The organism is Rothia sp. HMSC078H08 (genome assembly GCF_001808955.1).
Taxonomy (GTDB): Bacteria; Actinomycetota; Actinomycetes; order Actinomycetales; family Micrococcaceae; genus Rothia.
Window position 1 is genome coordinate 45,394 of record NZ_KV795254.1, and the last position, 26,025, is coordinate 71,418.

General features: G+C 60.2%; 15 protein-coding genes and 1 riboswitch. Of the genes, 10 read left to right on the plus strand and 5 right to left on the minus strand.

From position 1 onward, the window contains the following. Positions 1-117: 117 nt before the first annotated feature. A complete protein-coding gene (locus tag HMPREF2528_RS03825; protein WP_070542539.1) occupies positions 118-2,220 on the minus strand; it encodes a pentapeptide repeat-containing protein in 2,103 nt (700 codons plus the stop codon). A gap of 747 nt (positions 2,221-2,967) precedes the next feature. Here HMPREF2528_RS03825 and dnaK point away from each other — a divergent pair. From dnaK to HMPREF2528_RS03845, 4 genes are all read left to right on the plus strand, one after another. Further along, the gene (dnaK, locus tag HMPREF2528_RS03830; protein WP_070542543.1) at positions 2,968-4,800 is read left to right on the plus strand and encodes a molecular chaperone DnaK; all 1,833 of its coding nucleotides are present in this window, start codon (positions 2,968-2,970) and stop codon (positions 4,798-4,800) included. A gap of 2 nt (positions 4,801-4,802) precedes the next feature. Continuing rightward, a complete protein-coding gene (locus HMPREF2528_RS03835) occupies positions 4,803-5,381 on the plus strand; it encodes a nucleotide exchange factor GrpE (RefSeq protein WP_070507933.1) in 579 nt (192 codons plus the stop codon). A 312-nt stretch (positions 5,382-5,693) separates the two neighbouring features. Beyond that, positions 5,694-6,686, plus strand: coding sequence for a DnaJ domain-containing protein (locus tag HMPREF2528_RS03840; protein ID WP_070542546.1), 993 nt, complete (start codon positions 5,694-5,696; stop codon positions 6,684-6,686). 3 nt (positions 6,687-6,689) lie between these two features. Next, positions 6,690-7,196: a heat shock protein transcriptional repressor HspR gene (locus tag HMPREF2528_RS03845; RefSeq protein ID WP_049355825.1), complete on the plus strand. Its 507-nt coding sequence runs from the start codon at positions 6,690-6,692 to the stop codon at positions 7,194-7,196. 281 nt (positions 7,197-7,477) lie between these two features. On the opposite strand, the gene trmB is transcribed toward HMPREF2528_RS03845, so the two are convergent. Beyond that, positions 7,478-8,284, minus strand: coding sequence for a tRNA (guanosine(46)-N7)-methyltransferase TrmB (gene trmB / locus HMPREF2528_RS03850; RefSeq protein WP_049354968.1), 807 nt, complete (start codon positions 8,282-8,284; stop codon positions 7,478-7,480). Positions 8,285-8,803: 519 nt separating this feature from the next. On the opposite strand from trmB, the gene HMPREF2528_RS03855 reads away from it, so the two are divergent. After that, positions 8,804-10,270: an amino acid permease gene (locus tag HMPREF2528_RS03855; protein WP_070542549.1), complete on the plus strand. Its 1,467-nt coding sequence runs from the start codon at positions 8,804-8,806 to the stop codon at positions 10,268-10,270. 415 nt (positions 10,271-10,685) lie between these two features. Continuing rightward, a complete protein-coding gene (locus tag HMPREF2528_RS03860) occupies positions 10,686-12,161 on the plus strand; it encodes an amino acid permease (RefSeq protein WP_070542552.1) in 1,476 nt (491 codons plus the stop codon). A 174-nt stretch (positions 12,162-12,335) separates the two neighbouring features. On the opposite strand, the gene HMPREF2528_RS03865 is transcribed toward HMPREF2528_RS03860, so the two are convergent. Further along, positions 12,336-13,943 (minus strand): dehydrogenase, encoded by a 1,608-nt coding sequence (locus HMPREF2528_RS03865; protein ID WP_070542556.1) that lies wholly within the window; start codon positions 13,941-13,943, stop codon positions 12,336-12,338. A 408-nt stretch (positions 13,944-14,351) separates the two neighbouring features. Here HMPREF2528_RS03865 and HMPREF2528_RS03870 point away from each other — a divergent pair, with 408 nt between their 5' ends. After that, on the plus strand, positions 14,352-16,874 hold the full coding sequence (locus tag HMPREF2528_RS03870; RefSeq protein WP_246823874.1) for a helix-hairpin-helix domain-containing protein: 2,523 nt from the start codon (positions 14,352-14,354) through the stop codon (positions 16,872-16,874). Positions 16,875-17,066: 192 nt separating this feature from the next. On the opposite strand, the gene HMPREF2528_RS03875 is transcribed toward HMPREF2528_RS03870, so the two are convergent. Continuing rightward, positions 17,067-17,903, minus strand: coding sequence for an aldo/keto reductase (locus HMPREF2528_RS03875; RefSeq protein WP_070542559.1), 837 nt, complete (start codon positions 17,901-17,903; stop codon positions 17,067-17,069). A gap of 218 nt (positions 17,904-18,121) precedes the next feature. Further along, on the minus strand, positions 18,122-22,279 hold the full coding sequence (locus HMPREF2528_RS03880) for a DEAD/DEAH box helicase (RefSeq protein ID WP_070542563.1): 4,158 nt from the start codon (positions 22,277-22,279) through the stop codon (positions 18,122-18,124). A 254-nt stretch (positions 22,280-22,533) separates the two neighbouring features. Continuing rightward, a riboswitch (SAM riboswitch) is annotated at positions 22,534-22,668 on the plus strand. 35 nt (positions 22,669-22,703) lie between these two features. Here HMPREF2528_RS03880 and HMPREF2528_RS03885 point away from each other — a divergent pair. The 3 genes from HMPREF2528_RS03885 to HMPREF2528_RS03895 all read left to right on the plus strand — a co-directional run bounded on the left by HMPREF2528_RS03885 (position 22,704) and on the right by HMPREF2528_RS03895 (position 26,019). After that, positions 22,704-22,931, plus strand: coding sequence for a hypothetical protein (locus HMPREF2528_RS03885; protein ID WP_044150747.1), 228 nt, complete (start codon positions 22,704-22,706; stop codon positions 22,929-22,931). A 10-nt stretch (positions 22,932-22,941) separates the two neighbouring features. Next, on the plus strand, positions 22,942-23,376 hold the full coding sequence (locus tag HMPREF2528_RS03890; protein WP_070542566.1) for a PIN domain-containing protein: 435 nt from the start codon (positions 22,942-22,944) through the stop codon (positions 23,374-23,376). A gap of 129 nt (positions 23,377-23,505) precedes the next feature. Beyond that, positions 23,506-26,019 carry a cell division protein PerM gene (locus HMPREF2528_RS03895; protein ID WP_070542570.1) on the plus strand — a complete coding sequence of 838 codons (2,514 nt, stop codon included), beginning with the start codon at positions 23,506-23,508 and terminating at the stop codon, positions 26,017-26,019. Positions 26,020-26,025: the final 6 nt, after the last annotated feature.

The window sequence follows — 26,025 nt, forward strand, 5'->3', positions numbered from 1 at the left end:
TCCGGTGCTGGCTTATATCCAGCATAGGGGAGAGCCCCGCCCCTGCGCGCTCGCACTGGTTGAAAGAAGAAGCCCCGCCTGCGCGAAGTACGCAGACGGGGCTTCTCCTAATGAGCCTTACTTGGAGGGAGCTTCTCCCTGATTATCAAACTTATCTATTGGCTTCGCAGGCTCACTTATACGGTCTGAATCGGGGTCGAAGAGCACAGTTCCGGCCGGAATCTGGCGTTTTACTCCGTCAAGCTCGGCTTCACCCGGTGGAATAGGCTTACTGTTGCTATGGAGCGAGAAATTATAGTCCTCGTGAGCTGAGTGTACGGAGAACTGGGCTCTCGAGTTCCCCTGCACAAAGGTTGGTTCATATTTTTTGAAAATTACACAGTTGAAATTTACCTTTTGAGCGAAGGTCGCCTTGCTAAAGTCTACCTCTTGAATAAAGGTCGCTCTGGTGAAGTCCACCTCGCTGGTGAAGACTGCCTCAGAGAAGTTAACGTTACCGATAAACTCAGCCAGGTAACGGAAACGTACAGGATTATCGAAGGTCGCCTTGGAAAAACTTGCATGTTGGGTGAATTCCACCGCATCGAATTCTGCGTGGCCTGCAAAGGTCACGTTATCGAAGTCGGCCCAGGTGAATTTCACGTGGTTGAATTCCGCGCGGCTGATGAACGTTGCCTTACTGAACGCTACCTTGTTGAAGTATGCATTGTTGCTGAAGGTTGCATTGCTAAAGTTAGCGTCACTGACGAAATCTGAACCGGTGAAACTTGCATCAGCATATAACTTTGCGTTTGAAAAATTACCTTTTTCGATTTTGAGGTCGTTAAGGGAATAAAAGATTGGTGCTCTGCTGAAATCAAATTCAAAGTCACTCCACAGTCCTGGAGTGGTTTTGACTACCTTGCCTCTCTCGTTCTTGAAGATCTTGCTACTGCGCTTGTGTATTTCATCAAAGATAGTGCGGCGTACGTCCTGCTCTTCGTGAAACTTTGCATAGTCTGTAGTAATATCCTTGGGTTCTTTATAATCATTGGGATTTGTGAGATATTCGAGTATAGTTTTGAAGCGCTCGGACTCATATTCGCTGAGTTCATTCTTAGATTCTTTTTCCTTGCGATCTTCTATTTTCTTATGGGTTTCATATCCGTCAATTTTCTCTGCTAAAGGGAACGGTGAACGAACATAAGCGCAGAGATTATTGATAATAACTTGCCCCTCTTTTGTTCGAATCTTTTCATCGATATTGTCGTCATATAGCCACTCATCGACAAGGCCTACAAGGGCATACACTCCACCAAGACGAACAGATGCATCCGAATTTGATAGCTTATCAACCGCTACAATGTAACGGTCGCGGCGAGCTGCATGAACTTGGCGGATATGATCTTGGCTATTTTTTCGATTTGTTTCAATTAGGCCAAGGATAGCAATAATTCCACCCGTGATATACAGAAGGTGAAGTCTTAAATCCGAAGTCGATTTTTGTTCTACCTCTGCAGCCTTATTGCCGGTAGGCGAGGGCGTAGAAGCGGGAGTTTCCTGCACCTTTTCTGGGGTTTCTTTGGCGCTATCATGCTGTGCACTGGTATATCCGGGCTCCCTAAACCAACTTGTATAGCTTGGTATTAATAAAGCTGATAATGCACCAATAATTGCAAGGATGGCCAATGTGAATATGAAATATTTACTTGTTAAGCCGGAAATAAATTTCTGGAAAGTTGTAATAATCTTTTTGTGAAATATTATTAGAGTAACTATGAATGTTATCAATATTGAAATTCCGAGTGGCTTGTTCTCAATTATGAAAAATTCAAGTACTGTGGTTATTTTACTTACTACCTCTTTCCAGTGTTCTGCAAGTATTAAAGAGGCAGAGAAGGACAGGGCTAATACAAATGTCCTTATGGTCCATTTATTTTGAATTATTGAGCGCATAACTCGCGAGACTTCAACCCTGCACTGCTGTGTATAATGAACCCATTTTTTTACTATGATAGATAGGGAGTTCTTGTTGGTTAGGTATGTCGTAAGGCGAAAGAATATTATGATATCTACGACTAAGGCAATGAAAGAGAGTGTATTTTGTGGATTTGGGGATAATATTCCTGGTGTTATCATTGCGCCTGTGAGGAGTATGAAAAGAATGAAAAGAATGAAATCTCCTGCTGGGATGGATGGTATTTCGTTATCCTGATGTTGATTGCTGTCTGTCTTGGACACTGGCGTCTCCTGTCTACTTTGAGAGGATATGGTAGTAACCAGCATACGGCAGGTGGCGTCCTCAAGCCACAGGTGAAGGTTAGAGAATTGCGGGTCGGACAAGCGGGGATACCTTCATAAGGTGAGCGATGGAGCTCATAAACATGCCCTCTGTATAAGAGGAACGAATCTCTAATCTCTCGCTACGGGTGTTCGTACTTGAGATGCCTGCACGAAGCGCACCTCTAGCAACGCTGCCAGAGGCCTAGCCCCCAGACTTAAAAATCGCCTCGCACACCCTATATAAGCTGCCCCTGCGCCACCTCTCGTACCCCAATTTTTCGGTTTTCCACCCCTTTTTTTAAAAATTTTTAAAAAATTTTTCGCCCAGTTAGCCCGCCCAGGTCCGCCGTGCGCTGAATCGCCGCACCGCACCCTCACACCACCCAAAAACCCCGGAATTTCGCGGCAAAACGCCCCATTCGCGCCTCGCCGCCACCTCAAAATCACTCGCAAAACACCGGCCTAGAACCCTAAAAAACCCACCCCTCACGCCCCTCCGCATAAAAAAGTTGAGTAAAGTTCGCTCAAGTCTATTGACAGCCCCTCCGGGAGAGTGCATACTTGAGTACATGAGGCTCAAGGGAGCCGCGCAAACCACCCCACGCGGAGCGGCACGCGCAGCACCGACCGCCTCCAAAACTTTCAAACTATCCCGCCTCGCATTAGAAGAAGCGGGGCACTAACACCTAAGGAGTGAATAAACATATGGCACGTGCAGTAGGTATTGACCTCGGTACCACCAACTCGGTCGTAGCAGCACTGGAAGGTGGCGACCCGGTCGTCATCGCTAACGCAGAGGGCACCCGCACCACCCCCTCCGTCGTCGCATTCTCCAAGGACGGCGAGGTTCTGGTCGGTAGCGTCGCAAAGCGTCAGGCAGTGACCAACGTCGACCGCACCATCTCCTCCGTCAAGCGCCACATGGGCACCGACTGGACCACCGAGATTGACGGCAAGAAGTACACCCCGCAGGAAATCTCCGCTCGTATCCTCATGAAGCTGAAGGGCGACGCAGAGGCATTCCTGAACGACAAGGTCACCGACGCTGTCATCACCGTCCCGGCATACTTCAACGACGCTGAGCGTCAGGCAACCAAGGAAGCCGGCGAGATTGCAGGCCTGAACGTCCTGCGTATCGTCAACGAGCCCACCGCCGCAGCACTCGCATACGGCCTGGACAAGGGTAAGGAAGACGAGCTCATCCTGGTCTTCGACCTCGGTGGCGGTACCTTCGACGTCTCCCTGCTGGAAGTCGGCAAGGACGACGACGGCTTCTCCACCATTCAGGTTCGCGCAACCAGCGGTGACAACCGCCTCGGTGGTGACGACTGGGACCACCGCGTCGTAGAGTGGCTGCTCGCACAGGTGAAGGCAAACACCGGCGCTGACCTGTCCAAGGACAAGATTGCTCTGCAGCGTCTGCAGGAGGCAGCTGAGCAGGCTAAGAAGGAGCTGTCCAGCGCTTCTAGCACCAACATCTCCCTGCAGTACCTGTCCGTGACCCCCGAGGGCCCCATCCACCTGGACGAGAAGCTGACCCGCGCAAAGTTCGAGGAACTGACCCACGACCTGCTCGAGCGCACCAAGAAGCCCGTGCTCGACGTCATCAAGGAAGCTGGCGTGTCCATCTCCGAGATTTCTGAGGTCATCCTGGTCGGTGGCTCCACCCGTATGCCCGCCGTCGCTGAGCTCGTCAAGGAGCTCACCGGCCGCGAGCCCAACAAGGGCGTGAATCCCGACGAGGTCGTGGCAATGGGTGCAGCACTGCAGGCAGGCGTTCTGAAGGGCGACCGTAAGGACGTTCTGCTGATTGACGTCACCCCTCTCTCCCTCGGTATCGAGACCAAGGGCGGCGTGATGACCAAGCTGATCGAGCGCAACACCGCAATCCCGACCAAGCGTTCCGAGACCTTCACCACCGCAGAGGACAACCAGCCCTCCGTGACCATTCAGGTCTTCCAGGGTGAGCGTGAGTTCACTCGCGACAACAAGAACCTGGGTACCTTCGAGCTGACCGGCATCGCCCCCGCACCCCGTGGCGTGCCCCAGATTGAGGTCACCTTCGACATTGACGCAAACGGCATCGTGCACGTCTCCGCAAAGGACAAGGGCACCGGCGCTGAGCAGTCCATGACCATCACCGGCGGTACCTCCCTCTCCAAGGACGACATCGACCGCATGGTCAAGGACGCAGAGGCACACGCTGAGCAGGATAAGGCACGCCGCGAGGCTGCTGACACCCGCAACGCAGCTGAGTCCGTCGCATACTCCGTCGAGAAGCTCCTGAAGGAGAACGGCGACAAGCTGCCCGAGGACGTCAAGACCTCCGTTCAGGGCGATGTCGACGAGCTGAAGAAGGCACTCGAGGGCGACGACGACGCAGCAGTGAAGTCCGCATTCGAGAAGCTGCAGGCATCCCAGTCCAAGCTGGGCGAGGCACTCTACGCAGCAGCTCAGGCTGAGGCATCCGAGTCCAAGCCCGCCGCTGATGAGGACGTTGTCGACGCCGAGGTTATCGACGAAGACGAGAAGAAGTAATCATGGCTGAGCAGGAAAACACCACCCCCGACCCGCTGGAGGAGGCATTCAACGCCCCCGCAGCGGAAGGCCACCCCGAAGCTGAATCGGTCGAAAGCCCCGAGGAAGCTGCGGAAGCCGTCGAGGCTGAGCTCCAGGACGCCGTAGAAGCAGAATCTGCGGATGCGGCACTCGCCGCAGAGCGCCTGGACTCCCTGCTTCGCCTGCAGGCAGAGTTCACCAACTACAAGAACCGCACCGCCCGCGAAAAGGAGCAGCTGCGACTCTTCGTAATCAGTGACCTGGTCGGCGCACTGCTGCCGGTGTTCGACGACATCGACGCCGCACGCAAGCACGGCGACCTGCAGGACGGCCCCTTCGCCTCCATCGCCGCGAAGCTCGAAGAGCTGCTCGGCAAGCAGGGCGTGGAGCGCTTCGGTGAAGTAGGCGACGCCTTCGACCCGAACATCCACGAAGCTGTACTGCAGCAGCCCACCGACGAGGTGGCCGAGGATCATGTCTCCATGGTTCTGCGTTACGGCTACCGCGTGAACGACCGCGTGGTTCGTACCGCTCAGGTGGCTGTGGCTGTCGCACCGTAAGGTGGTCGGCTCAGCAATGGCTGAATAACTAACGACGGGCGGGTGCTCTCCCTGGTGGGGGAGTGCCCGCCCTGTTGTTTGCCTAAGCTGTTCTGCCGGGGTTGCTATACCGGCGTGTTGGCGCGGGTTTTGGCGAGCTGTGGTGGCGGCGAGAAGGCTTGTAGGGGTGCTATTTTTTGGGCTCAGCCCTTTCAAAATTGAGTCAAGTAGACTAAACTTTTATATAGAGTATTAACACAAGCACGCGGTGCCCCTGCAAGCCGTCCCGTAACCGAGGAGGGCGGCGCATCACCGCAGAAGGAGAAACACAACATGGCAAGTGAAAACTGGCTAACCGACGACTTTTATAAGGCACTGGGTGTCAGCGAAGACGCAAGCGAAAGCGACATCAAGAAGGCGTACCGCAAACTCTCCCGCAAGTACCACCCGGACCTGAACCCCGGCGACGCCGCAGCAGAGAAGAAGTTCAAGGAAATCTCGGAAGCATACGACGTGCTCTCCGACAAGAAGCAGCGCGAAGAGTACGATCAGATCCGCCGCTACGGCGCATCTGGCATGGGCGGCTTCGGCGGTGGCGGTTTCGGTGGTGGTGGCTACACCGGCTACCCCGGCGCGGACGCATTCGGCGGCTTCAGCAACGGCGGTGCAGGCATCAACATTGACGACCTGCTCGGCGGCCTCTTCGGCGGTAGCGCCGGCGGCTCCCGACGCTCCGCAGGCTTCACCAGCGCCGACTTCGGCGGCATGGGTGGCGGCGGCTTCGGCGGCGCACAGCACGCGGCCCCCGAAGAAAGCACCACCAGCACCCGCGTCAGTCTCGCCCAGGCATACACCGGCGCGACCGTGACCGTGTTCCTGCCGGACGGCTCCCACACCGAGGCACGCATCCCCGCCGGCATTAAGGACGGCCAGAAGGTCCGCCTGCGCGGCAAGGGCCTGCGCGGCGGCGACCTGAAGGTCACCGTGCGCGTCTCCGATGACTCCGTGTACTCGCGCGAGGGCAACAACCTGGTTATGCGTGCGCCCGTCACCCTCGCCGAGGCCGTCGACGGCGCAGTGATTGAGGTGCCCCTGCCCGACGCATCCACCGTGAAGCTGCGCCTGGCACCCGGTCAGGTCGGCCGCCGACTGCGCGCTAAGGGCCGCGGCTTCAAGGCTAAGGGCGGCGACGGTGACCTGCTGGTCATCCCGGAGATTGTTCTGCCCACCGAGCTGAGCGCAGAGGCGCAGGAAGCATTCGATAAGTTTGTAAAACTGGCACCGCAGGAGAACCCGCGTAAGGATCTGTTGAAGAAGGCGAAGTAAACCATGGCATCTCGAGAATCATCATCTAAGTCCCGTAGCGGCAAGCCGTTGCACAGCGTGGACCTGCCGGTTTTCGTGATTTCTGTGGCGGCTGAGCTGGCGGGCATGCACCCGCAGACCCTGCGCCAGTACGACCGCATCGGCCTGGTCCAGCCTTCGCGTGCGCCCGGTAAGGCGCGCCGCTATTCGCAGCGTGACGTGAACCGTCTGCAGCAGATTCAGCAGCTCTCGCAGGAGGGCGTCTCCCTGGAGGGTATTCGCCGCATTATTGAGCTGGAGTCCCTCGTGGAGGAGCAGCAGGAGCAGATTGCGGCGCTGCAGCGTCAGGTTGAGGATGCGAAGGTGAAGCTGGGCTTGGCGGAGCGCGTGTTCGCCGCCGGTACCAGTGGCGACGTGGTGCATATTGCCCGCGGTACCCGCCCGGCGCCTCGTCAGCGTTCTTCGGCTGTGGTGCTGTACCGTCAGCGTCACCAGCCGGCTACGGCGGATGATACGAAACCGCAGCGCTAAACCGGCTAAACCCGCTACACTGGGATAAATGGTTCGGCTGTTCTAGCTCGCTTCTAGTTCATTTGAGCTGGTCAGCCGCCCATATAGACTTGTGCGTCTTAGCGCCGCGCGAGCGAGGTAGGGTAGACCCCCGCCCCGCATGCACTCAGACCCACACACAAGGAGGTGAGGCTCCCCGAATGATCGGGGAGCCTCACCTGCTTTAACCTATATGCACTTTGCGCGCTGGCGGGAAACCACCTGGCGGTAACTGGCGTTGCCTTGCTTACTTGCGGCGGTGTTTACTTGCGGCGGTAGGTCAGATCGTGCGCGCGGCGGCCCGCCTCCTGAGCCTTACGCTCAAAGCTGGTGAGGGTACGACCCTCCCAACGCGGAGCCCAACCACCCTGCGGATCCTCCTCGGTCGCACCGGCGCCGGGGTTCACGTTCTCAAAGTCGGGGTGCGCCTCCAGAACCTCGCGCATGACCAGGGCATACTCCTCCCAGTCAGTCGCCAGACGCCAAATACCGCCGGGCTTGAGTACGCGTGCAACCTTATCAGCGAACGCCGGGGACACCAGACGGCGCTTGTGGTGGCGGGACTTGTGCCAGGGGTCCGGGAAGAACACCCACAGCTCGTCCACGGAGTTCTCCTCAAGCATGTTGTCGAGCAGTTCGGGTGCGTTCGCCTGAGCCACACGCACGTTCTCCACGCCGGCGTTGCCCATCTTCAGCAGCAGGTCCGCGATGCCGGGGGTGTACACCTCAACGGCGAGGAAGTTCGCCTCGGGCACCTCAGCCGCGCGGTGCACGATTGCCTCGCCCAGACCGGAACCGATCTCGACGACCTGGTAGGCCTCGCGGCCGTAAATCTTAACCGGGTCGAAGGTCGCCTCGGGCGCGACGGAGGTATCGGTGCGCAGGCGCGGAATGTCCAGCACGTGGGTGGGGGAGTAGGTGTCCCAGGCCTTCTGGCGGCGCGCGGTGAGGCGGTCGCCGCGGCGGACGAAGGAGTAGGGCTGGCGGAAGAATTCCTCGGGAACCGGCTTCTTAGCCTTCTCTTCGGTGGATTCGGGTGCCTGGCTAGGCTGCGTGTTCTCAGTAGACATACCTAAAAGAATAGCGTAGCGCCGCTACACCGTGCGGTTTCGCGGCGCGCAGGGCTGGCGTGACGCTGAACTAGCCGGGCGTGAGACTGAACTAGCCGGGAGTATGCCGGTCTGAGAAACACAGAAATTCAGTGCGCAGACAAAAGTGCGGCGGCTCAGGGGTGATGCGAGGCGTGTATCGGGTGAAGGTTGAGAGATGCCACAGGCTCGCCCCGTCTCAATTGTCCCGTCTCAAAAATCTGGTGATGTTGTATTCCTTGTACTTGTGTGGGTATGAGGGGGTAAAATTTGAAATTATGCATTCTCTGCATAACCCTATATTGGTGATGCAAGAAATCGGAAGCCCCGCGAAATCCGAGCCCACAAGCCCAAGTCCACCGCGCCGGCTCGGGAAACGCGGGAACCGCCTCCTGGCACGCCGTTCAGGATTATGCACGAATACCAACCACCCGGACTCGCCCCCGAGTGAAATTTAGGGCGAATCGACGCAGGAAAGAGAAATACGTGACACAGCAGCCAATGCAGCACAACTCCGTCACCGGCCTAGACTCCGAAGCTGAGCACTCCAAGCTTCAGCGCGGACTAAGCTACCGACACATTCAGCTGATCGCTATTGGCGGCGCCATCGGCACCGGCCTTTTCCTCGGCTCAGCAAAGACCATCGCCCTGACCGGCCCCTCCATCGTCTTTGTTTACGCCATTATCGGTAGCGTTATCTACTTTGTTCTGCGCGCCATGGGCGAGATTCTGCTCTCCAACCCCAAGTACAAGTCCTTCACCGACTTCATTACCGACATTCTTGGTCTTCGTGCCGGGTTCTTTGTCGGCTGGTCGTACTGGTTCTTCTGGGTGGTCACCGGCATTGCGGACGTCATCGCCATTACCGGCTACGTCAAATACTGGTGGCCGGACATCCCCGCCTTCGTCCCGGCGCTGACCGTGATCGTGGCTCTACTGCTGCTAAACCTGCCCTCGGTGAAGAACTTCGGCGAAATCGAATTCTGGTTCGCCGTCATTAAAATCGTCGCCATTGTGCTGCTCATTGTTGTGGGTGCGCTTATGGTCGCCTTCAGCTTCACTGCGCCCGACGGTACCGTCGCCTCCGTAGCGAATCTCTGGGATCACCCCGGTCCCTCCGGTAGCGGTATTTTCACCCAGGGTGTGACTGGCTTCCTGGGCGCCTTCCAGATTGCGCTCTTCGCATTCGTGGGTGCTGAGCTGGTCGGCACCGCCGTGGCGGAAACCAAACATCCCGAACGCACCCTGCCCAAGGCAATTAACGCGGTGCCCTTCCGCATTGCGCTCTTCTACGCTGTGCCGCTGATGACCATCCTCGCCGTGACCCCCTGGGACAAGCTGGATAAGTCCATGAGCCCCTTCGTGGGCATGTTCTCCCTGGCTGGCATTGGTGTTGCCGCCTCCATGGTGAACTTTGTGGTGCTGACCTCCGCGGCGTCCTCGGCGAACTCCGGTATTTTCTCGACCTCCCGCATGGTCTACGGTTTGGCGCACGATGGTGCCGCACCCTCCGCACTGGGTAAGCTCACCAAGAACGGTGTGCCCGCCAACGCCCTGTACCTGACCACCGTGATGCTGCTGTTTAGCCTGGTCATGCTCTATGCCGGTAGCGGCATTATGGAGGCGTTCACCGTGGTGACCTCGGTGGCGTCGATGATGGGTATCTTCACCTGGAGCATGATCCTGATTGCGTACCTGGTGTACCGCAAGAAGTTCCCGGAGCGCCACGAAGCGTCCGAGTATAAGATGCCCTGGGGTATTGGCATGAGCTGGTTTGGTCTGGTCTTCTTTGCCGTGATGGTTTACGCCCTGAGCCTGTACCCGGATACCGCTGTCGGTCTGGCACTGACCCCCATCTGGTTCATTGTTCTGGCGATTGGCTACGAGATCCTAACCCGCCGCCACGCCGCGAAGCGCGCTCGCGCGCTGGCTACTGAGAGCACTGCTGACAAGGCTGTTCAGAAGTAGTCTTCAGCTCTCCTCCGGCTGGTTTGTGTGAGCCCCGCCCCGCATTCTTGATGGATGCGCAGGGCGGGGCTTTCTGTGTCTATTAGCCCCCGTCAGGCGGCAGATAGTGACCTGTTTAATAGATTCGCGACACACCAAAGGTAGAAAAACATTTCATTCACCGTTCAAAGCGTGTAGAATATCTATCCAAACAGATGTGTAAGCTCCCAAAGGTTCCCGCATCGGGTGATGTTCGAACGCGCCCCGGATGCGGCGCGAACCATGGTTGAGCGCATCTTCCGCCCCGAAAGCCGGGGCTGCCCCGCATTAATAGTGGTTGCATATCTATACGCGAAACCTGCCGGATGTCGCCGAAAATCCTCATCCACCATGCACTATATGCGCTACGGGGCCTAACTGCAGAAAAGAGGACGTCGTGACTGAACAGAACAACGTCAGCCTGAATCCTAAAGCTCCCGAACAGGGAGAACGACTGCACCGCGGTCTGAGCAACCGACATATTCAGCTCATTGCAATCGGCGGTGCCATCGGCACCGGCCTGTTCATGGGATCCGGACGCGCTATCTCCGTCGCCGGCCCCTCCGTCATTTTCGTGTACATGCTCATCGGCGCCGTCATCTTCCTGGTGCTGCGAGCCATGGGCGAGATCCTTCTCTCCAACCTGAAGTACAAGTCCTTCTCCGACTTCACCACCGACCTGGTCGGCCCCATGGCCGGGTTCTTCCTCGGCTGGTCCTACTGGTTCATGTGGGTGGTCACCGCCGTCGCGGATATCATCGCAATTGTTGGCTACCTGCGTATGTGGTGGCCCGACCTGCAGGCATGGATTCCGGCGCTCGCCGTCATCGGTGTTCTGCTGACCCTGAACCTGGTGTCCGTGAAGAACTTCGGCGAAATCGAATTCTGGTTCGCCATGATCAAGATTGTCGCCATCGTTGCCCTGATTATTGTTGGCGGCGGCATGGTCGCTATCGGCTTCACCTCGCCCAGTGGCGCGCAGGCATCCGTTGCAAACCTCTGGAATGACGGCGGCATGTTCCCGAACCACTTCATTGGCTTCCTCGGCGCATTCCAGATTGCCGTCTTTGCCTTCATGGGCTCCGAGCTGGTTGGTACCACCGCCGCAGAAACCAAGGACCCCGAAAAGACCCTGCCCAAGGCAATCAACGCCGTACCGGTACGTGTTATGGTCTTCTACGTGGGCGCGCTCGCTACTATCCTGATGGTTACCCCCTGGCGCCTCGTCAGCCCCGATAAGAGCCCCTTCGTGGCCATGTTCACTCTGGCGGGCCTGGGCATCGCCGCGCACATCATTAACTTTGTGGTGATTACCAGTGCGACCTCCTCGGCGAACTCCGGTATCTTCTCTACCTCGCGTATGGCATTCGGCCTGGCGCGCGAGCGTAGCGCCCCCGCGTTCCTTGGCAAGATTTCCAAGAACGGTGTACCGCGTAACGCGCTGTTCCTCTCGGCCGTGATGTTGCTCTCCTCCATCGTGCTGCTCTACGCAGGTGACTCGATTTCTCGTGCGTTCAACCTGGTCACCACCGTGGCTGCGGTGCTGGTGATTTTCGCGTGGGCCATGATTATGGTCAGCTACCTGATGTACCGCAAGAAGTTCCCCTCGCGTCACGAGAAGTCCAAGTTCCGCCTGCCCGGCGGCTTGTTCTCAGCCTGGCTGGCGCTGGCGTTCTTCGCCTTCACTATCGGTGTTCTCACCATGGATGAGGAAACCCTCATGGGTCTGCTTGCGATGCCCGTCTGGTTCGCGATTCTGGGTATCGGCTGGTTCTTCAAGCGCCGCGCTGATGCACGCCGCGAAGAGGCAATTTCGACCCGCACCGCGCAGATCGCGATTGTGGAGGCGTCCGAGATCTTCTCGGCACGCTAGGCAACTGCGCTAGGCAACCAGGCTCAGTCGCGCCGGTTGGGGCTACAGAGATTAGCTTGCGTCAATTGCCTGAGCATGCGTAAAGCCCGCGTCACCTACTCCTCTTCGGGAGTGGGGGGACGCGGGCTTTCGTTATCTCTATAGACGAACCTGAGAGGCGCGCGGAGTGCGCGCTTAGACGGATGCCGTCTCCGCCTCTTCGGCCAGCGGGTCCTCATCATCGTCGGTGCGGTAGAAATCCCAGCGTTCACAACCGCAACCGGAACGCATCGCCTCGATGACGGCGGCAGCAGCCTCTAACGGGTCGAGCGCGTGCAGGTTCCACAGAGCATGCACCGGAACCGGGCGCCTCCAGCCGTGCTCCTGCAGAAACTCGGGGTCGAAGGCGGGTAGCGCCTCGGCGGTGGGTTCGAGCTCGCAGAGGAAACCGGTGGGGGAACGGAAGACCGTCACCACGGGGGTCGGGTCGGCGTCTTCCAGACAGGCGCCGTCGAAGAAGTAGTAGGTGCTCAGGCGGCGGTTCCAGGCAAGCTGCGCGAGGCGTTCACCGAAGACTTCCACCGTCTGCTCCCACCGAGTGCGGTGGTACGCCGCCAGGTCGGTGTGGGCGGTCTGCACCACGCCGATGCCCTGCTCGGTGAGTTCGCGGGCGCTCAGACGCGCGGGCTCTGCCGGTTCTGCGGGAGCGTCCGCAGGGGAGCCGCCGTCCGGGGCATCCAACTCTGCTAGTTCTGCTTCGGTGAGCTCAGCGTTAGCCAACTCAGCGTTAGTCAGCTCAGCATCGAGGAGCTCAAGCTCCTCAGCGGCACTCAACTCGGCCTCATCCGACTCAGCGGCGCTCGCCTCCACAGCAGCTGCGTTTGCTTCGTTCTTCGTCCACAGGCGCAGCTCGCGGGCAATCTGCGTGCGTCCGCGATGCAGAGTCGTCTGCCAGGAGCCGAACTTGGCGCGTACCGCACCCAGCGGCGGCACCTCACCAATCAGAGTGGGAATGGTCGACCAGTAGCCGTAGTTCAGCGCCGTCGGCTCGCGGTCGTAGCGGGCGCAATAGCTCAAAAACAGGCTCAGAGTCTTCGGCGCAAAATCCTCGGGTACCGCCGCGGCGTCGATATACCACTCGTTCTCGAGCGCCTCCGCCGGGTAAATGCCGGTGCGGAGCATGCCCAGGGACCAGTCGCCGTCGCCGAGGTAATCGTTGACCGTCTGTGCGGGGGCAGGCCACGCGGATTCGCCCTCCATGCTGGAGGCGAGCAGGGTGTACAGGCTACCGCCCTCGGTGCCGATTTCTTTCACGCCGCGATGCCTGATGTCCTCGAGAGTCTGCGCGTAGGCTTCTTCCTCCAGCTGGGAGTAGGGGTGTGCGGCAAGGTACTTGAGCGTTGCGCCAATCTTCGCCAGAACGTGCGCAATGTCTTCATTGTTGAAGTGGCGTGCCTCCAGCGCGGACGGCAGGTCGTGAATAATATCGCAATCAAGAATTAGCGCCGCGTACTCGGGCTCCGGAGGCAGATCGTAGGCTTCCGCGAAAACGTACCAGAGGCCGCAGGCGAGCACCGTGTAGCTCGGGGCGTCTGCCGTGACCGGGCCAAACTGCCAGATGCCGGAGCTCAGCGCATAGTTCAGGTACTTCTTGTTGATGTGCGGGTACAGAAAGTTGAGGCGGCGGAGAACCTGGGTAGGGGTGAACCCCAGCGCGGCGAGTTCGGCGATGAGTTCCGCGTACTCGTCGTGAAAATCTAAGTAGCCCTCCGGCGCGTTTGATAGCGCGGTGCGTTCGCGCATGGGTCCCTCTTTCCTCTGCAGGTGGGCGGCACATCGTCGTACCGTGCCGCCGAAACCCTGAATGTGTGCACGCAGACAAGGGCGTTTGCGTGGTGTGAGGCCACCCCTTATCTGCATGAATAAGCGATATTTTTCAAAAAATATGCTCTTTTATCTAAATTTATCGCTGAAACTAAGCACTATTCAAATACGTGAACCCCTAACACGGTTTCTTACGGAAAGATGACAATGTTTAGCGCACCCACAGGGCAAAATGTGCGTAAAGACTCGTAATCTGCACTAGAAGATGCGATAGAAAATACGCTTACCCGCACCCGCACAGGCGAGCAAAATACGCCCCGCGCTGACTCTATCCTCAGCACCACCGCTCAACCCATGAGCCGCGGCGAAATATGCGAAACTGGAAGGATGAGCGAACACCCCCTTCCAAGCAGCATCCGCCCGCGCGCGAATCGAGCTGCAGACCCCGCGCCCAGTAGCGCCGCACACCGCGAAAAACACGAAACCGGCGGCAAGACTGAGCAGCCTGCCGAGCACCTCATCAACGCGCTCGCCGTAGAAACCGGCATTGCGCCGCACCGCATCCGCGCAGCCGTGGCGCTGCTCGACGCCGACAACTCCGTACCCTTCATCGCCCGCTACCGCAAAGAAGCAACGGGCGCACTCACCGACACCCAGCTGCGCACCATCCAGTCGCGCCTGGGCCAGCTCCGCGCCCTCGAAGAGCGCCGCAACCGCGTGCTCGAAGCGCTCACCGAACGCGCCGACGAAGGCCTCATCGACCCGCTCACCCTGCTGCAGCTGCGTTCCTCGCTCATGAACGCCGCCACCATTGCAGACGTGAACGCCATCTACGCCCCGTACCGCAGCGAGCGCGTGACCCGCGCCCAGATGGCGCGTGCCGCCGGGCTTGATTCCCTCGTCGAAGACCTGCTGGAGGTGCCCCTCGCCGAGGCGCACGCCATTGCCGCCGCCTACATTACCGACGGCACCGAAGACGATGAGGACGAGGGCATTGAGGCTGCAGAGGCGGACGAAGCCCTGCAGATTCACAGTGCCGAAGAGGCCCTCGACGGTGCCCGCGCGATCCTGATTGACCGCGCCCTCACCGACCCGGTGCTGAGCGAAAAGCTCCTCAAGCGTCTGCGTGAAGGCGGCGTGATTGAGTCCCGCGTGATTGCCGGTCAGGAAAGCATTGGTGCGAAGTTCTCCGACTATTTCGCCTTCTCGGACCGTATTCGTTCCATTCCGCCGCACCGCGTGCTGGCGCTGCACCGCGCCAAGGACGCCGGCGTGGTGCGCCTCAAGGTGGATGTGGCACCCGCCCCCGTGGCGCTCAGCCGCCTGCGTGATGCCGCCCGCGCCGAAGCTGAGGCCGCCACCGAAAATTACGAGAACGTCCGTTCTGCATACGAGCGTGAAGTCGCCGCCGCGCTACGCATCCCCGTGCAGGTGCTCAACACCGTCGACGACGAAGACCGCGTACTCGGCTGGCTCGCCGCCACCGTGCGCACCGCATGGCGCAGCCACCTGCGCCCGCGCCTCGCCGAACGCATCCGCCACCAGCTCCTCGACGCCGCCGCGCAGAACGCTACCGAGGTGTTCGCATCCAACCTGCGCGATATTCTGCTCGCCGCACCCGCCGGCCACAAGACCACCCTCGGCCTGGACCCGGGTCTGCGCCACGGCGTGAAATACGCCGTGGTTGACGGCACCGGTGAGCCGCTGCGCGTGGGCACCGTCTACCCGCACGCCCCGCGCAACCAGTGGGCAGAAGCACTGCGTGAGCTCGCCACCGCCTGCCGCGAGCACGGCGTGGAACTTATCGCCATCGGCAACGGCACCGCAAGCCGCGAAACCGACAAGCTCGCCAGCGAACTGATCCGCACCCTGCGTGAGGAAGGCGCCGAAGCACCCCAGAAGGTGACCGTCTCCGAGGCGGGCGCCTCCGTCTACTCCGCCTCCGCGCTGGCTGCCGCCGAGCTGCCCGACTATGATGTGACCGTACGCGGCGCCGTCTCGATTGCCCGCCGCCTACAGGACCCGCTCGCCGAGCTCGTCAAAATCGATCCGCAGTCCATCGGCGTGGGGCAGTACCAGCACGACGTGCCGCCCGCCGCCCTGCGCCGCGCCCTCAACGACACCGTCGAAGACTGCGTGAACGCCGTGGGCGTGAACCTCAACAGCGCCTCCGTACAGCTGCTTGCGCACGTGGCGGGTGTGGGCACCGCAACCGCCGAACGCATCGTCGCCTACCGCACCGAACACGGCCCCTTCGCGAACCGTCAGCAGCTGCTGAACGTGCCGCGACTGGGCGCGAAAACCTTCCGCCAGGCGGCTGGATTCATTCGCATCCGCGGCGGTGAGGAGCCGCTGGACGCCTCCGCGGTGCACCCGGAAGCTTACCCGCTCGCGCGCCGCATTATTGCCGACGCGCAGGCACGCAATGGCGCCCACTGGGTTACCGGCGCCCTGGGCACTTCGGACGGAACCGACCCGCTTGCCGGGTTGAATCCCGCCGACTACGTGCAGGATAGTCACGAACAGGACAGCCACGTGCTGGAGAGTGTGGAAGCCACCGCCGGTGTGTACACGGTCGAAGACATCTTCGCCGAGCTGCGCCGCCCCGGCCTGGACCCGCGCGGTAGCTTCCGCACCGCCCGCTTCTCCGAGTCCGTCTCGCACTTCGAGGACGTGCGCCCCGGCATGGTGCTCGAAGGTACCGTCTCGAACGTGGCGGCATTCGGCGCGTTCGTGGATATTGGTGTGCACCAGGACGGCCTCGTGCACATCTCCCAGATGAGCCGCGGCTACGTGGCGAACCCGCACGATATTGTGCGCAGCGGCGACATTGTGCAGGTGCGCGTGGTGGAGGTTGACCCGGTACGCCGCCGCATCTCCCTCTCCCTGCTGGTGGAGGACGAGAACTAGCGGTGAAAGATAAGCTGCGGAGCGCTCGCTAAGGATAGCTCTACAAAAACCATCCAATCCGAGAACTCCAATCCGAGAACGAGCGTTCGCTAAAACTCAATCCTGAGAACGCAATAAAGCCCCGACAAGCACTATCCGTGCCTGTCGGGGCTTTATGTAGGTTCGATTCGAGCTCTACGCCCGAGCTACACCTTAGAAGTCGATGTTCGCCGGGTCAGCGCCAATACGACCCTCGGGGCTGGACAGCGCATCCACAGCCGCGATGTCCTCGGCGGTCAGCTTCACGTTCACCGACGCCAGGTTCTCCTCAATGCGGGAGGGGGTCACAGACTTCGGGATAGCCACGGTGCCCTTAGCCAGGTGCCATGCCAGCACAACCTGCGCGGGGGTCGCGCCGTGGCGCTCTGCAATCTCAGCCAGCACGGGGTTCTGCAGCAGGTCGCTGCCGTTACCCAGCGGGCTCCACGCCTGAGTCGCGATGCCGTACTCGGCGTGAACGGCGCGCAGCGCCTCCTGCGAGAAGTAGGGGTGTAGCTCAACCTGGTGGATGACCGGAACCACGCCGGTCTCCTCGATAATCTCGCGCAGCTGCTCCTCGGGGAAGTTCGAAACACCAATCGAGCGGACCTTGCCCTGCTTCTGCAGCTCAATCAGCGCGCGCCAGGAATCCAGGTACAGGCCCTGCTGAGGCTTGGCCCAGTGAATCAGGTACAGGTCAACGTAGTCGGTGCCCAGCTTCTCCAGGGAAGCCTCGAATGCCTCGAAAGCGCTCTCGTAACCCTGGTCAGAGTTCCACAGCTTGGTGGTGAGGAAGATATCTTCGCGAGGCACGTCAGAGTTAGCGATAGCGCGGCCCACGCCCGCCTCGTTGCCGTAGCTAGCGGCGGTGTCGATGTGGCGGTAGCCGATCTCCAGGGCGGTGCTCACAATCTTCTCGGCGACCTCGTCCTCAATCTGCCATACGCCGTAGCCCAGCTGCGGAATGGATCGGCCGTCGTTGAACTTTACGTTGGGTACGTTGTAGCTCATGATGCTCCTTTGGAATCTATGGGGAGGCGGCGCCTCCGTAAGTAGTCGTACCAGGTTACGCCTCAGAGCCCCCGTTGAGAAGGGCCACAGCAGAATCGGGCGTGAATCTAGCCCGAGGCGTAACCAAGTAACGAAAAATGACGGGCGTCAGGCATATCAGCAGACCCGAAGTCTACCGCTCAGTCTGGAAGGTGGCTACCGCTCAGATTGGAGGGCGGCTACCGCTCGACAGCCGGCGCAAAGAGCTCACGCACATCCTCAGCCGTCACCGCCGCGGAGGCGAACTCGCCCTCACCGACCACCGCATCGAAGAGCGCGGCCTTCGACTCCTTGAGCTGCATGACCTTCTCCTCAATGGTGCCCTCGGCAACCAGACGGTAGACGTGCACCTCCTTGTCCTGGCCGATGCGGTGAATACGGTCCACCGCCTGCTGCTCGGCGGCGGGGTTCCACCACGGATCCATGATGAACACGTGGTCCGCCTCGGTCAGGTTCAGGCCGAAACCGCCAGCCTTGAGCGAAATGAGGAACACCGGCTCCTGCCCGCTCGTAAACGCCTCGATAACCTCGGCACGGTTGCGGGTAGAACCGTCCAGGTACAGGTGACCGATGCCCTCCTTAGCCAGGCGTGCCGAAATGCTCTTGAGGTAGCCGGTGAACTGGCTGAACACCAGCACTCGGTGGCCCTTCTCGAGCAGGTCGGGCAGCTGCTGAACCAGGTAGTCACGCTTGACCGACGACACCCCGGCGTAGGCTTCCGGATCAATCAGCGCGGCATCGAGCGCTAGACGGCGTAGCAGGGTCAGCGACTGGAAGATCGTGAACCGGTTCTTGTCCATATCCTCCAGTAGACCCAGCACCTTCTGACGTTCACGCTGCAGATGCGTGTCATAGATGCGGCGGTGACCGGGAGCCAGCGGCAGGTTCACGCGCGTATCGTTCTTCGCCGGAAGCTCCGCCGCCACCAGCTCCTTGGTGCGGCGCAGCATGAGCGGGCGGATGCGCCGGCGCAGACGAGCAGCCGTCGCCGCGGCGTGCGCCGGGTCCTCACCGGACTCCGCCGGGCGAGCGTACAGGTCACGGAACGCACGGGCTGAGGGGAACAGGCCATCCGCCACAATCGCCAGCAGCGCCCACAGCTCCATGAGGTTGTTCTCAATGGGCGTGCCGGTCATCGCGATCTTGGTGCGGGCGGGCATCGCGCGGGCGATGGACCAGGCGCGGGTGCCGGTGTTTTTGACGAATTGCGCCTCGTCCAGCAGGAGCGCACCCCAGCCTTCGGGGGCGGACTGCTCGCCCGTGGAATCGTCAACGGTACGGCCTAGCGTGCGGGCGTAGCCGGTGTAGGCGTCCTCGTCCATACGCAGCAGCGTGTAGCTGGTCAGTACCAGGTGCGCCCCGGCGATGCGCTCAGCCAGCGGGGTCTTACCTGCGGTGGTTTCGGTGATGGTCACGACCTTCGCTTCGGGCAGGAAGCGTTCCGCCTCCGCCGCCCAGTTGGTAATCACGGAGGTCGGCGCAACCACGAGGAAGGGCGCGAACGGCTCGACGCTCTCACCGCGCTCGGCGGCACATTCGGAGGCGGCACGATGCTCCTCAATCGCGTGGGCGAGCAGGGCGAGAGCCTGCACGGTCTTACCCAGACCCATATCGTCGGCGAGAATACCGCCCAGACGCTGCTCATACAGGAACGACAGCCACTGGAAACCCTCCACCTGGTAGGGGCGCAGGGTTGCCTGCAGGCCGGTGGGTACCGGGCGCTGAGCGATAACCCGACGGGATGCCTTCTGAGGTGAGGGGAACCCCTGAGTGCCCTTGTCGAGTGCTTTTTCAGTGCCCTTTTCAGAGTTCTCTTCGGTGCTTTCCTCGGCATCCTCCAGTCCCTCAACCAGCTCCAGTAGCGAACGCACCTGAGCATCCCAGCGTGCGGTCGTATGCACGCTCGCCGCCAGTGACTCCAGCTCAGAGAACAGCCCCGCCTGGTGACGGTTAATGCGCAGCTCGCCGCCCGCATCGTCGAGTTCGCGAGCCTCCGCGATGAGGGTGCGCAGGGTCTTAAACTCGGGTCGACGCAGCGAGAAATAGGTGCCGTTACCGAGCAGAATACGGTCCGCCCCGCGGTCGAGCGCCTCAAAAATCTGTGCGAACGGCACGGTCCAATTATTGACCTTCACCGTAATGCCCAGGCCGAACCAGTCGCGAGAATTGCCCTCGCTCACGGTGATTTCAATCAGCGCGTCGGTTGCCTTCACGAACTCCGGTGGGGTGCCGTTAAAACGCACCTGAACAGCGGAAACACGGCGAAGCTTCGGCAGAATCGCGCTGAGCAGCTCGCGGGTTTCCCAGCCTTCGATGCGGCGCTCCTCCAGCCCGGAAAGCGCCGGGTGAGCGGCAAGAATGGCGCGCACCGAACGCAGTACGCGCGCCTCAAAACGCTCATCACGAATCTCGCCGCCCTCTTCACCGGGGTAACCGAAAACGGGCAGGGAGTACACATCGGAGGCACCCGCAGAATCCTGCGCGCTCGCCTCCTCTGCACTGTCCTCCGCGAAGGGGTTCAGTGGGTACTCCCAGTGCCAGCTCAGCTGCGCGTCGTGGCGTACCTGCTCGTCAAAGCTGATTTCAAGCACCAGATGCGGCGGCTTCACGCGCGGCAGCGCCAGCGCAGGATCGGGGGTCAGCGAGGGAATGGAACGGCTGAGCGCGGGCAGATACTCCTTCTGGAACGTGGCGCGTTCCGCGGCGGGAATGTGCACGGTTCCGGCGCTAATGAGCGATTCGGAGGCGGCATCGAGCGGCTCGACCAGGGGGATGAGCGCCAGCTCCACGCCCTCGGGCAGTTCGGGCACGGCGGGGGAGTAGCGCACCCGCTCACCCTGTACTGGGGCAATCGTCGGTGCGCTATTCTCGGCTTCCTCAGTCGGCGCCTTCAGCGCGTCCTTTTGCACGAAAGATTCGCGGCCCACTTCATCCAGTGCGCCGGGGCGCGCGGTCTTCCAGTGCACCGCCTTTGCCGCCTGCTCGTACTCCTGCTGGGCGAGCCCGCCCAGGGCAAAGAAGCCGGTGCGCGGGGTGCCGATGGGGTGGCAGTGCGCGGCGGGCAGCCAGAGCTGGCGTAGCAGCTCGCCTTCGCGTCCTTCCCAACTGAGCGCGGCTTGAAGTTGCAGGCCGGCGCCTTCTGCGTGCTTCTCAGCGCTGGCGTGCAGGCGCACCTGTGCCGGGCTCAGCACGGCGTAGTTCACCTCGCGACCGTTGATCAGCAGGGGCAGGCCAATATCCTCCGCGCGGGCGAGTACATCCCAGAGCAGAGTGGAGGCAGATGCGCTAATCGAAATCCAGTCGCGGTGCGAGGAATACATGTTCTGCCAGGGGCGGGCAATCGAGTAGAGCTCGGCGAAGAATCGTTCGTGTTCGGGGTAGATTTCGTGCCGTCCGACGGGCCCGCCAACGCTGGAGGCGAAGGTTTCCCAGCTGAGGCCGCCCTTGATCCAGCGCCCAGTTTTGGACGCCATGAGCGGGCGGGCGAGCAGGTTAATGTTGGGGGTTGCGCCGGGCATATTGCGGCCGCGTGCGTAGGATCCGGAGACGCTCAGCGAGAAATCCAGGGCGCCGCTCACGCGCATCGAATCAATGCCCGCAAGGTCCTGACGTGCGGAAAGAACGGAGGAGAGGTCGCGCCGCCAGGCAGAAATCTTGGAGGTGGAACCATCGAGCACGGTGGGGGAAGAGCCTAGCTCGTTGAGCGCAAAGCTTCCCTGAGGGTTTTCGGGCTCGACAGTCTCCGCGTCAGGTGCGGGTAGGTTCGCCGCGGTGGTGAGTGCACCGGAGGCGCGTAGCGCCGCGAGCGGGTCGGCGGACTTCTTCGCCTCCGCAACGTCCGCGCTCTTTGAATCTGTGGATTCCTTTATTGCTGATCCCTTTGCGTCTGTCGCACCCTTCGCAGCGGTAGCCTTCGTTACGGCACCGGGTACGCCGACCGGTCCGGGGTGTTCGCTGAGTGCCTTTTTCGCTACGGAGGCGCGGTCGAGCGCGGTGAGCATGAGCGCTACGGCGTGCTTGCAGTCGGTGAGCACGGGGCAGGTGCAGCGGGCGGTGAAGGTTGCGGAGCCGCTGACGGCGGGGAAGAAGCGAATGGTCACTTCGTAGGGGATGATGGTGCTTCCGTTGACGAGCCCGGTGAGGGTTCGCTCGTCTTCGTCGTAGCTGTAGCGGATGACTTCGCGGTTGCGCTGGTAGGCGACACCGCGCTGGTAGGTGCGGTGCCCGGCCTGGCGAATAATCTGCGGTACGGTGATGGGAATTTCGGGGAAGGGGTTGTTGGCGCTCACCAGCTCATTATCGCGTATTGTGCGGGCTTGCGCCTTGTCGCCGGTCATTTGCTGGCGGCTGCCGGGCTGGCTGTCAGACTGGCTGCTGGAGCGACTATTGAGCGGTGGTTTGGGGTGTATTCCGTATTTGTGGTGGGGGAGTTTTTAACGCATAAAAACACCGGTATTCACATAAGATATTCCGCGCAGTATCAAAAATTCACCCCATTTAAAACTTTCCCACAAGCCAAAATGCTAATAATCTAAATCTCTTTCAAAAAACGCTTTACTTAACTTGAGAAAATGCTGTAAGCTAAACCCAGCTTCAAGAGTTTCGACTGATAAGCTCCGACTATGGTCGAACGCCAACCCCATGTTCACGGGTGGCTCGGATGACGAAGCGGTTTGTATTCACCACCGGAATAACCGGTGGTAATTGGTACAGACAAGAGCAACGCGAAAGGATCGCGCCACTCACGGCGCAGGTTGTCACATGTACAACGGCTCTGCAACCGAAGCAGCAATCTCTCTGAACCCCTCCCGCTCCTACCAGGAAAGCCTGCGTGCCGCAGCTGTCCCCGCGCGAGGCGGATACACCGCAGTCAGCATTGACGATTACTCCCGCATTTCTTCTAAGCGCGACGAGTTCCTGAACTTCCTTCTTCTGCCGAACCCCGAGGGCATCCCCGCTATTCAGTACGCCGGTCTGCGCGTAGCGTAGCATTAGGGGTATGAATTTCTCCGGTATGCTCCTGGACTCCGACGTTCTTGCGGAGATCCGTAAGGCGGATCCTGATCCCGCCGTGGTCGCTTTTCTGCGCCGCCGCTCGTTCCGACACATGTACATTTCCGTGCTGAGTATTGGTGAGCTGAAGGGCCTGTACCCCTACCCGGAAACTGATCGTTGGATTACCGAACTTCTTGAGCGCTTTGGCGACCACGTTATTAATGTGGATGCGCATGTGAGCCTCGAGTGGGCCGGTCGTCAGGCGCCGCTCGGTGTGCATGCCGTGGGTCGTGATGATGCCGGTCCGCTGCCTACCGCCGCCCTGGAGGGTCTGATGGCGGCGAGCGCGAGCGCCTATGATTTGGAGCTGATTTCTTCTAAGGCGCAGGTGTACCGGGCGTGGGGTGTTGAGGCTTCCAACCCGTGGACTGAGCAGTAAAACTTCGCCTGATACGCGCCCTCGCGTGCGCGTCTGGATGAATACCTGTGTGAATAGTTGTGAGAACCCGCTTTCGAGTGTTAATCGGAGGCGGGTTTCGTCGTTAATTCGTGGCATGATTGAAGGACGATGAAAAGCACCTCACCTATCTCGCGTTATTCCATGCCCATGCCTCTGTGGCTTCAGGGTGTTGTTGAGCTAATTGTTACTGCCCTGTTCTCTGCGCTTGCTGTGTTTGCGGCGATGTCTGCCGTGTGGGCGACCAAGGGTTTTGGCGACATGGAGTTCTCCTCCGTGGCCGCCATGTCGGCGCACCTGTGGCTTCTGATTCACGGTGTTCCTTTGGATCTTGCGGCTGCTTTTGGTGCTTCTGCCGGCACGATGACGCTGGTGCCGCTGGGTTTGAGTATTCTGCCTCTGCTGCTCTGTTACCGTTCGGGTCGTCGCCTGGCGCGCGCCTCGTATGAGGGTGAGTTTTTGATTCCGGTGCTGTCCGGTTCGGTGACCTATGCGCTGATTAGTTCGGCGATGTACGGTTGGGCGAGCCCGCATCCGCAGCCTCTTCAGGCGTTGAATGCTGCCCTGGTGCCTTTGGGTATTGTGGTGGCTGGTCTGATGTGGGGTGGCTACCGTGAGGCGCGTTCGCTCTCGCGCATGGTGGGTGTTGATACTGCGGAGCAGATTTCGCAGATGAGTCAGTATTCGCGGTGGGCGGGTTCGTATGCCTGGGCTGTGGTGCGTGCCGCGGTGGTTGCTTTTGTGGCGCTGGTCGGTCTGGGCGCGGTGCTTTTGGGTATCGGTATTTTGGCGGGCTGGTCGCAGATTGTTGCCACCTACCAGGAGCTGCATGCGGGCGCTGTGGGTGATACTGCGGTGACTTTGCTGCAGCTGGGTTTCTTGCCGAACCTGGTGATTTATGCGATTGCGTGGTCGACCGGTGCCGGTTTCTCCTTTGGTGCGGGTACCTCGGTTGGCTTGACCAGTAGCGATGTTGGTACTTTGCCGATGCTTCCGATTCTGGGTGCTGTGCCCGAGTCGATGGGCTCGTTTGGTCTGGTGGGTCTGCTGGTGCCGCTGGGTGCCGGTGCGATTGCTGGCTGGTGGTTCTTGCGTGAGGGCGAGGATCACCTGGATGAGTGGGTTGCCCTGAAGGTTCCGTTCCGTCCGCTGTCTGCGCTGATTTCTGCGGTGGTGCTGGGCGTGATGACCGGTATTATGACGTCGTTTGGTGCCCTGTGGCTGGGCTGGATTTCGTACGGCTCTCTGGGTATTGGTCGTTTTACGGAGGTTGGTGCTGAGCCGCTGACTTTTGCGGCGCATACCGCGTTGACGGTGGGTGCCGGCGTGACTTTCGGTATGCTGCTGAGCCGCGCCCTGGTGCCGGATAGCAGCCGTGAGCTGCCTCGTTTTGCGGATGAGCGCCCGAACCTGGGTGAGCGTCTGATGAGTTTTACTGCCTCGACCCGTGAGCGTTTTGCCCAGAGCCGCGAACGCTTTGCACAGCATCGTGAGCAGCGTGCACAGGCGCGTGCGGAGCGTATGGAGCGTGAGGCTGAGGAAGCCGCTGAGCGTGAAGCTGAAGAGGCGGCTGCGCGTGAAGCCGCTGAGCGTGAAGCTGAGGAGGCGGCACGTGCGCAGGCTTCCGAGCACGTTGCTGAGCCCGAGCGGTCTGTAGCATCTGAGCAGTCTGTTGTATCTGAGGTGGCGACCGGTCACGTTCCGGTGCATCCGCAGGAGCCTGTGGTTGCCGTCCCGGTGGAGGCGACTGAGCAGCTGGCGCAGCGTGCGGCGGCGGATGCTTTCGCTGAGATTGTTGCAGAGCGCGAAGAGGCGGCTGAAGAGCCTGTAGTAGCAGAATCCACTGCGGACGCTACTCAGGAGTCTGTTTCCGAAGAAGCTACTACTGAAGAGAGCTCCGCTGAGGAGTACGAGCCGATTGAGGCCGTTCAGCAGGTCGATTACCTGCACTCTGCCCACGCTGACTCTGCGCATGCTGAGGATTACGAGAGTATCGAAGCATCTGTTGAGCCTGCCTCCAACGAGCACGCTGCATACGAACACACTGCTTATGAGCCCGCCCTGTACGCTCACGACCCCTCCGATGAGCAGACCCGCGAGCTGATTCAGGAGCCCGTCTACGAAGCTGCTGAACCTGTTGAGCGTGAGGGCGCTGTCGAAGAGCCCGCAGAGCAGGCACCGCGTTCGAAGGGCCGCGCGAGCCGCATTATGGCGTACTTCGGTTTTGGTCTTGAGCAGCCCGCCGCAGCTCAGAATGACTCAGTGCAGGATGAATCAACGCAGGATAACTCGGCTGATGCCGCCCGCGCTGAATCCGCCGTGCAGGACCGCGCCGGCGATGATCGTACTAGTGAGCGTGCGCAGAAGCGCGAGGTGAAGAAGGCAGCTAAGGCGGCACGCAAGAAGCAGAAGAAGGACTCAGAGCGCGACTTTGTGGATCGCGAGCTGGATGTCCTCTCTGCTGATCAGGCGATGAAGCGCATCTTTGAGGTTCGTAGCCAGACCGGTGTGCTTCCGCTGGTGACCGATGAGGCGTCTACCGTGGAGCTGCCCCCGCTGGATGTCATCTCCTCGAAGTCCCAGGGTTCTAGCGCCCAGGGTTCTAACCCGCGTAAGAAGAACTAGCGCACT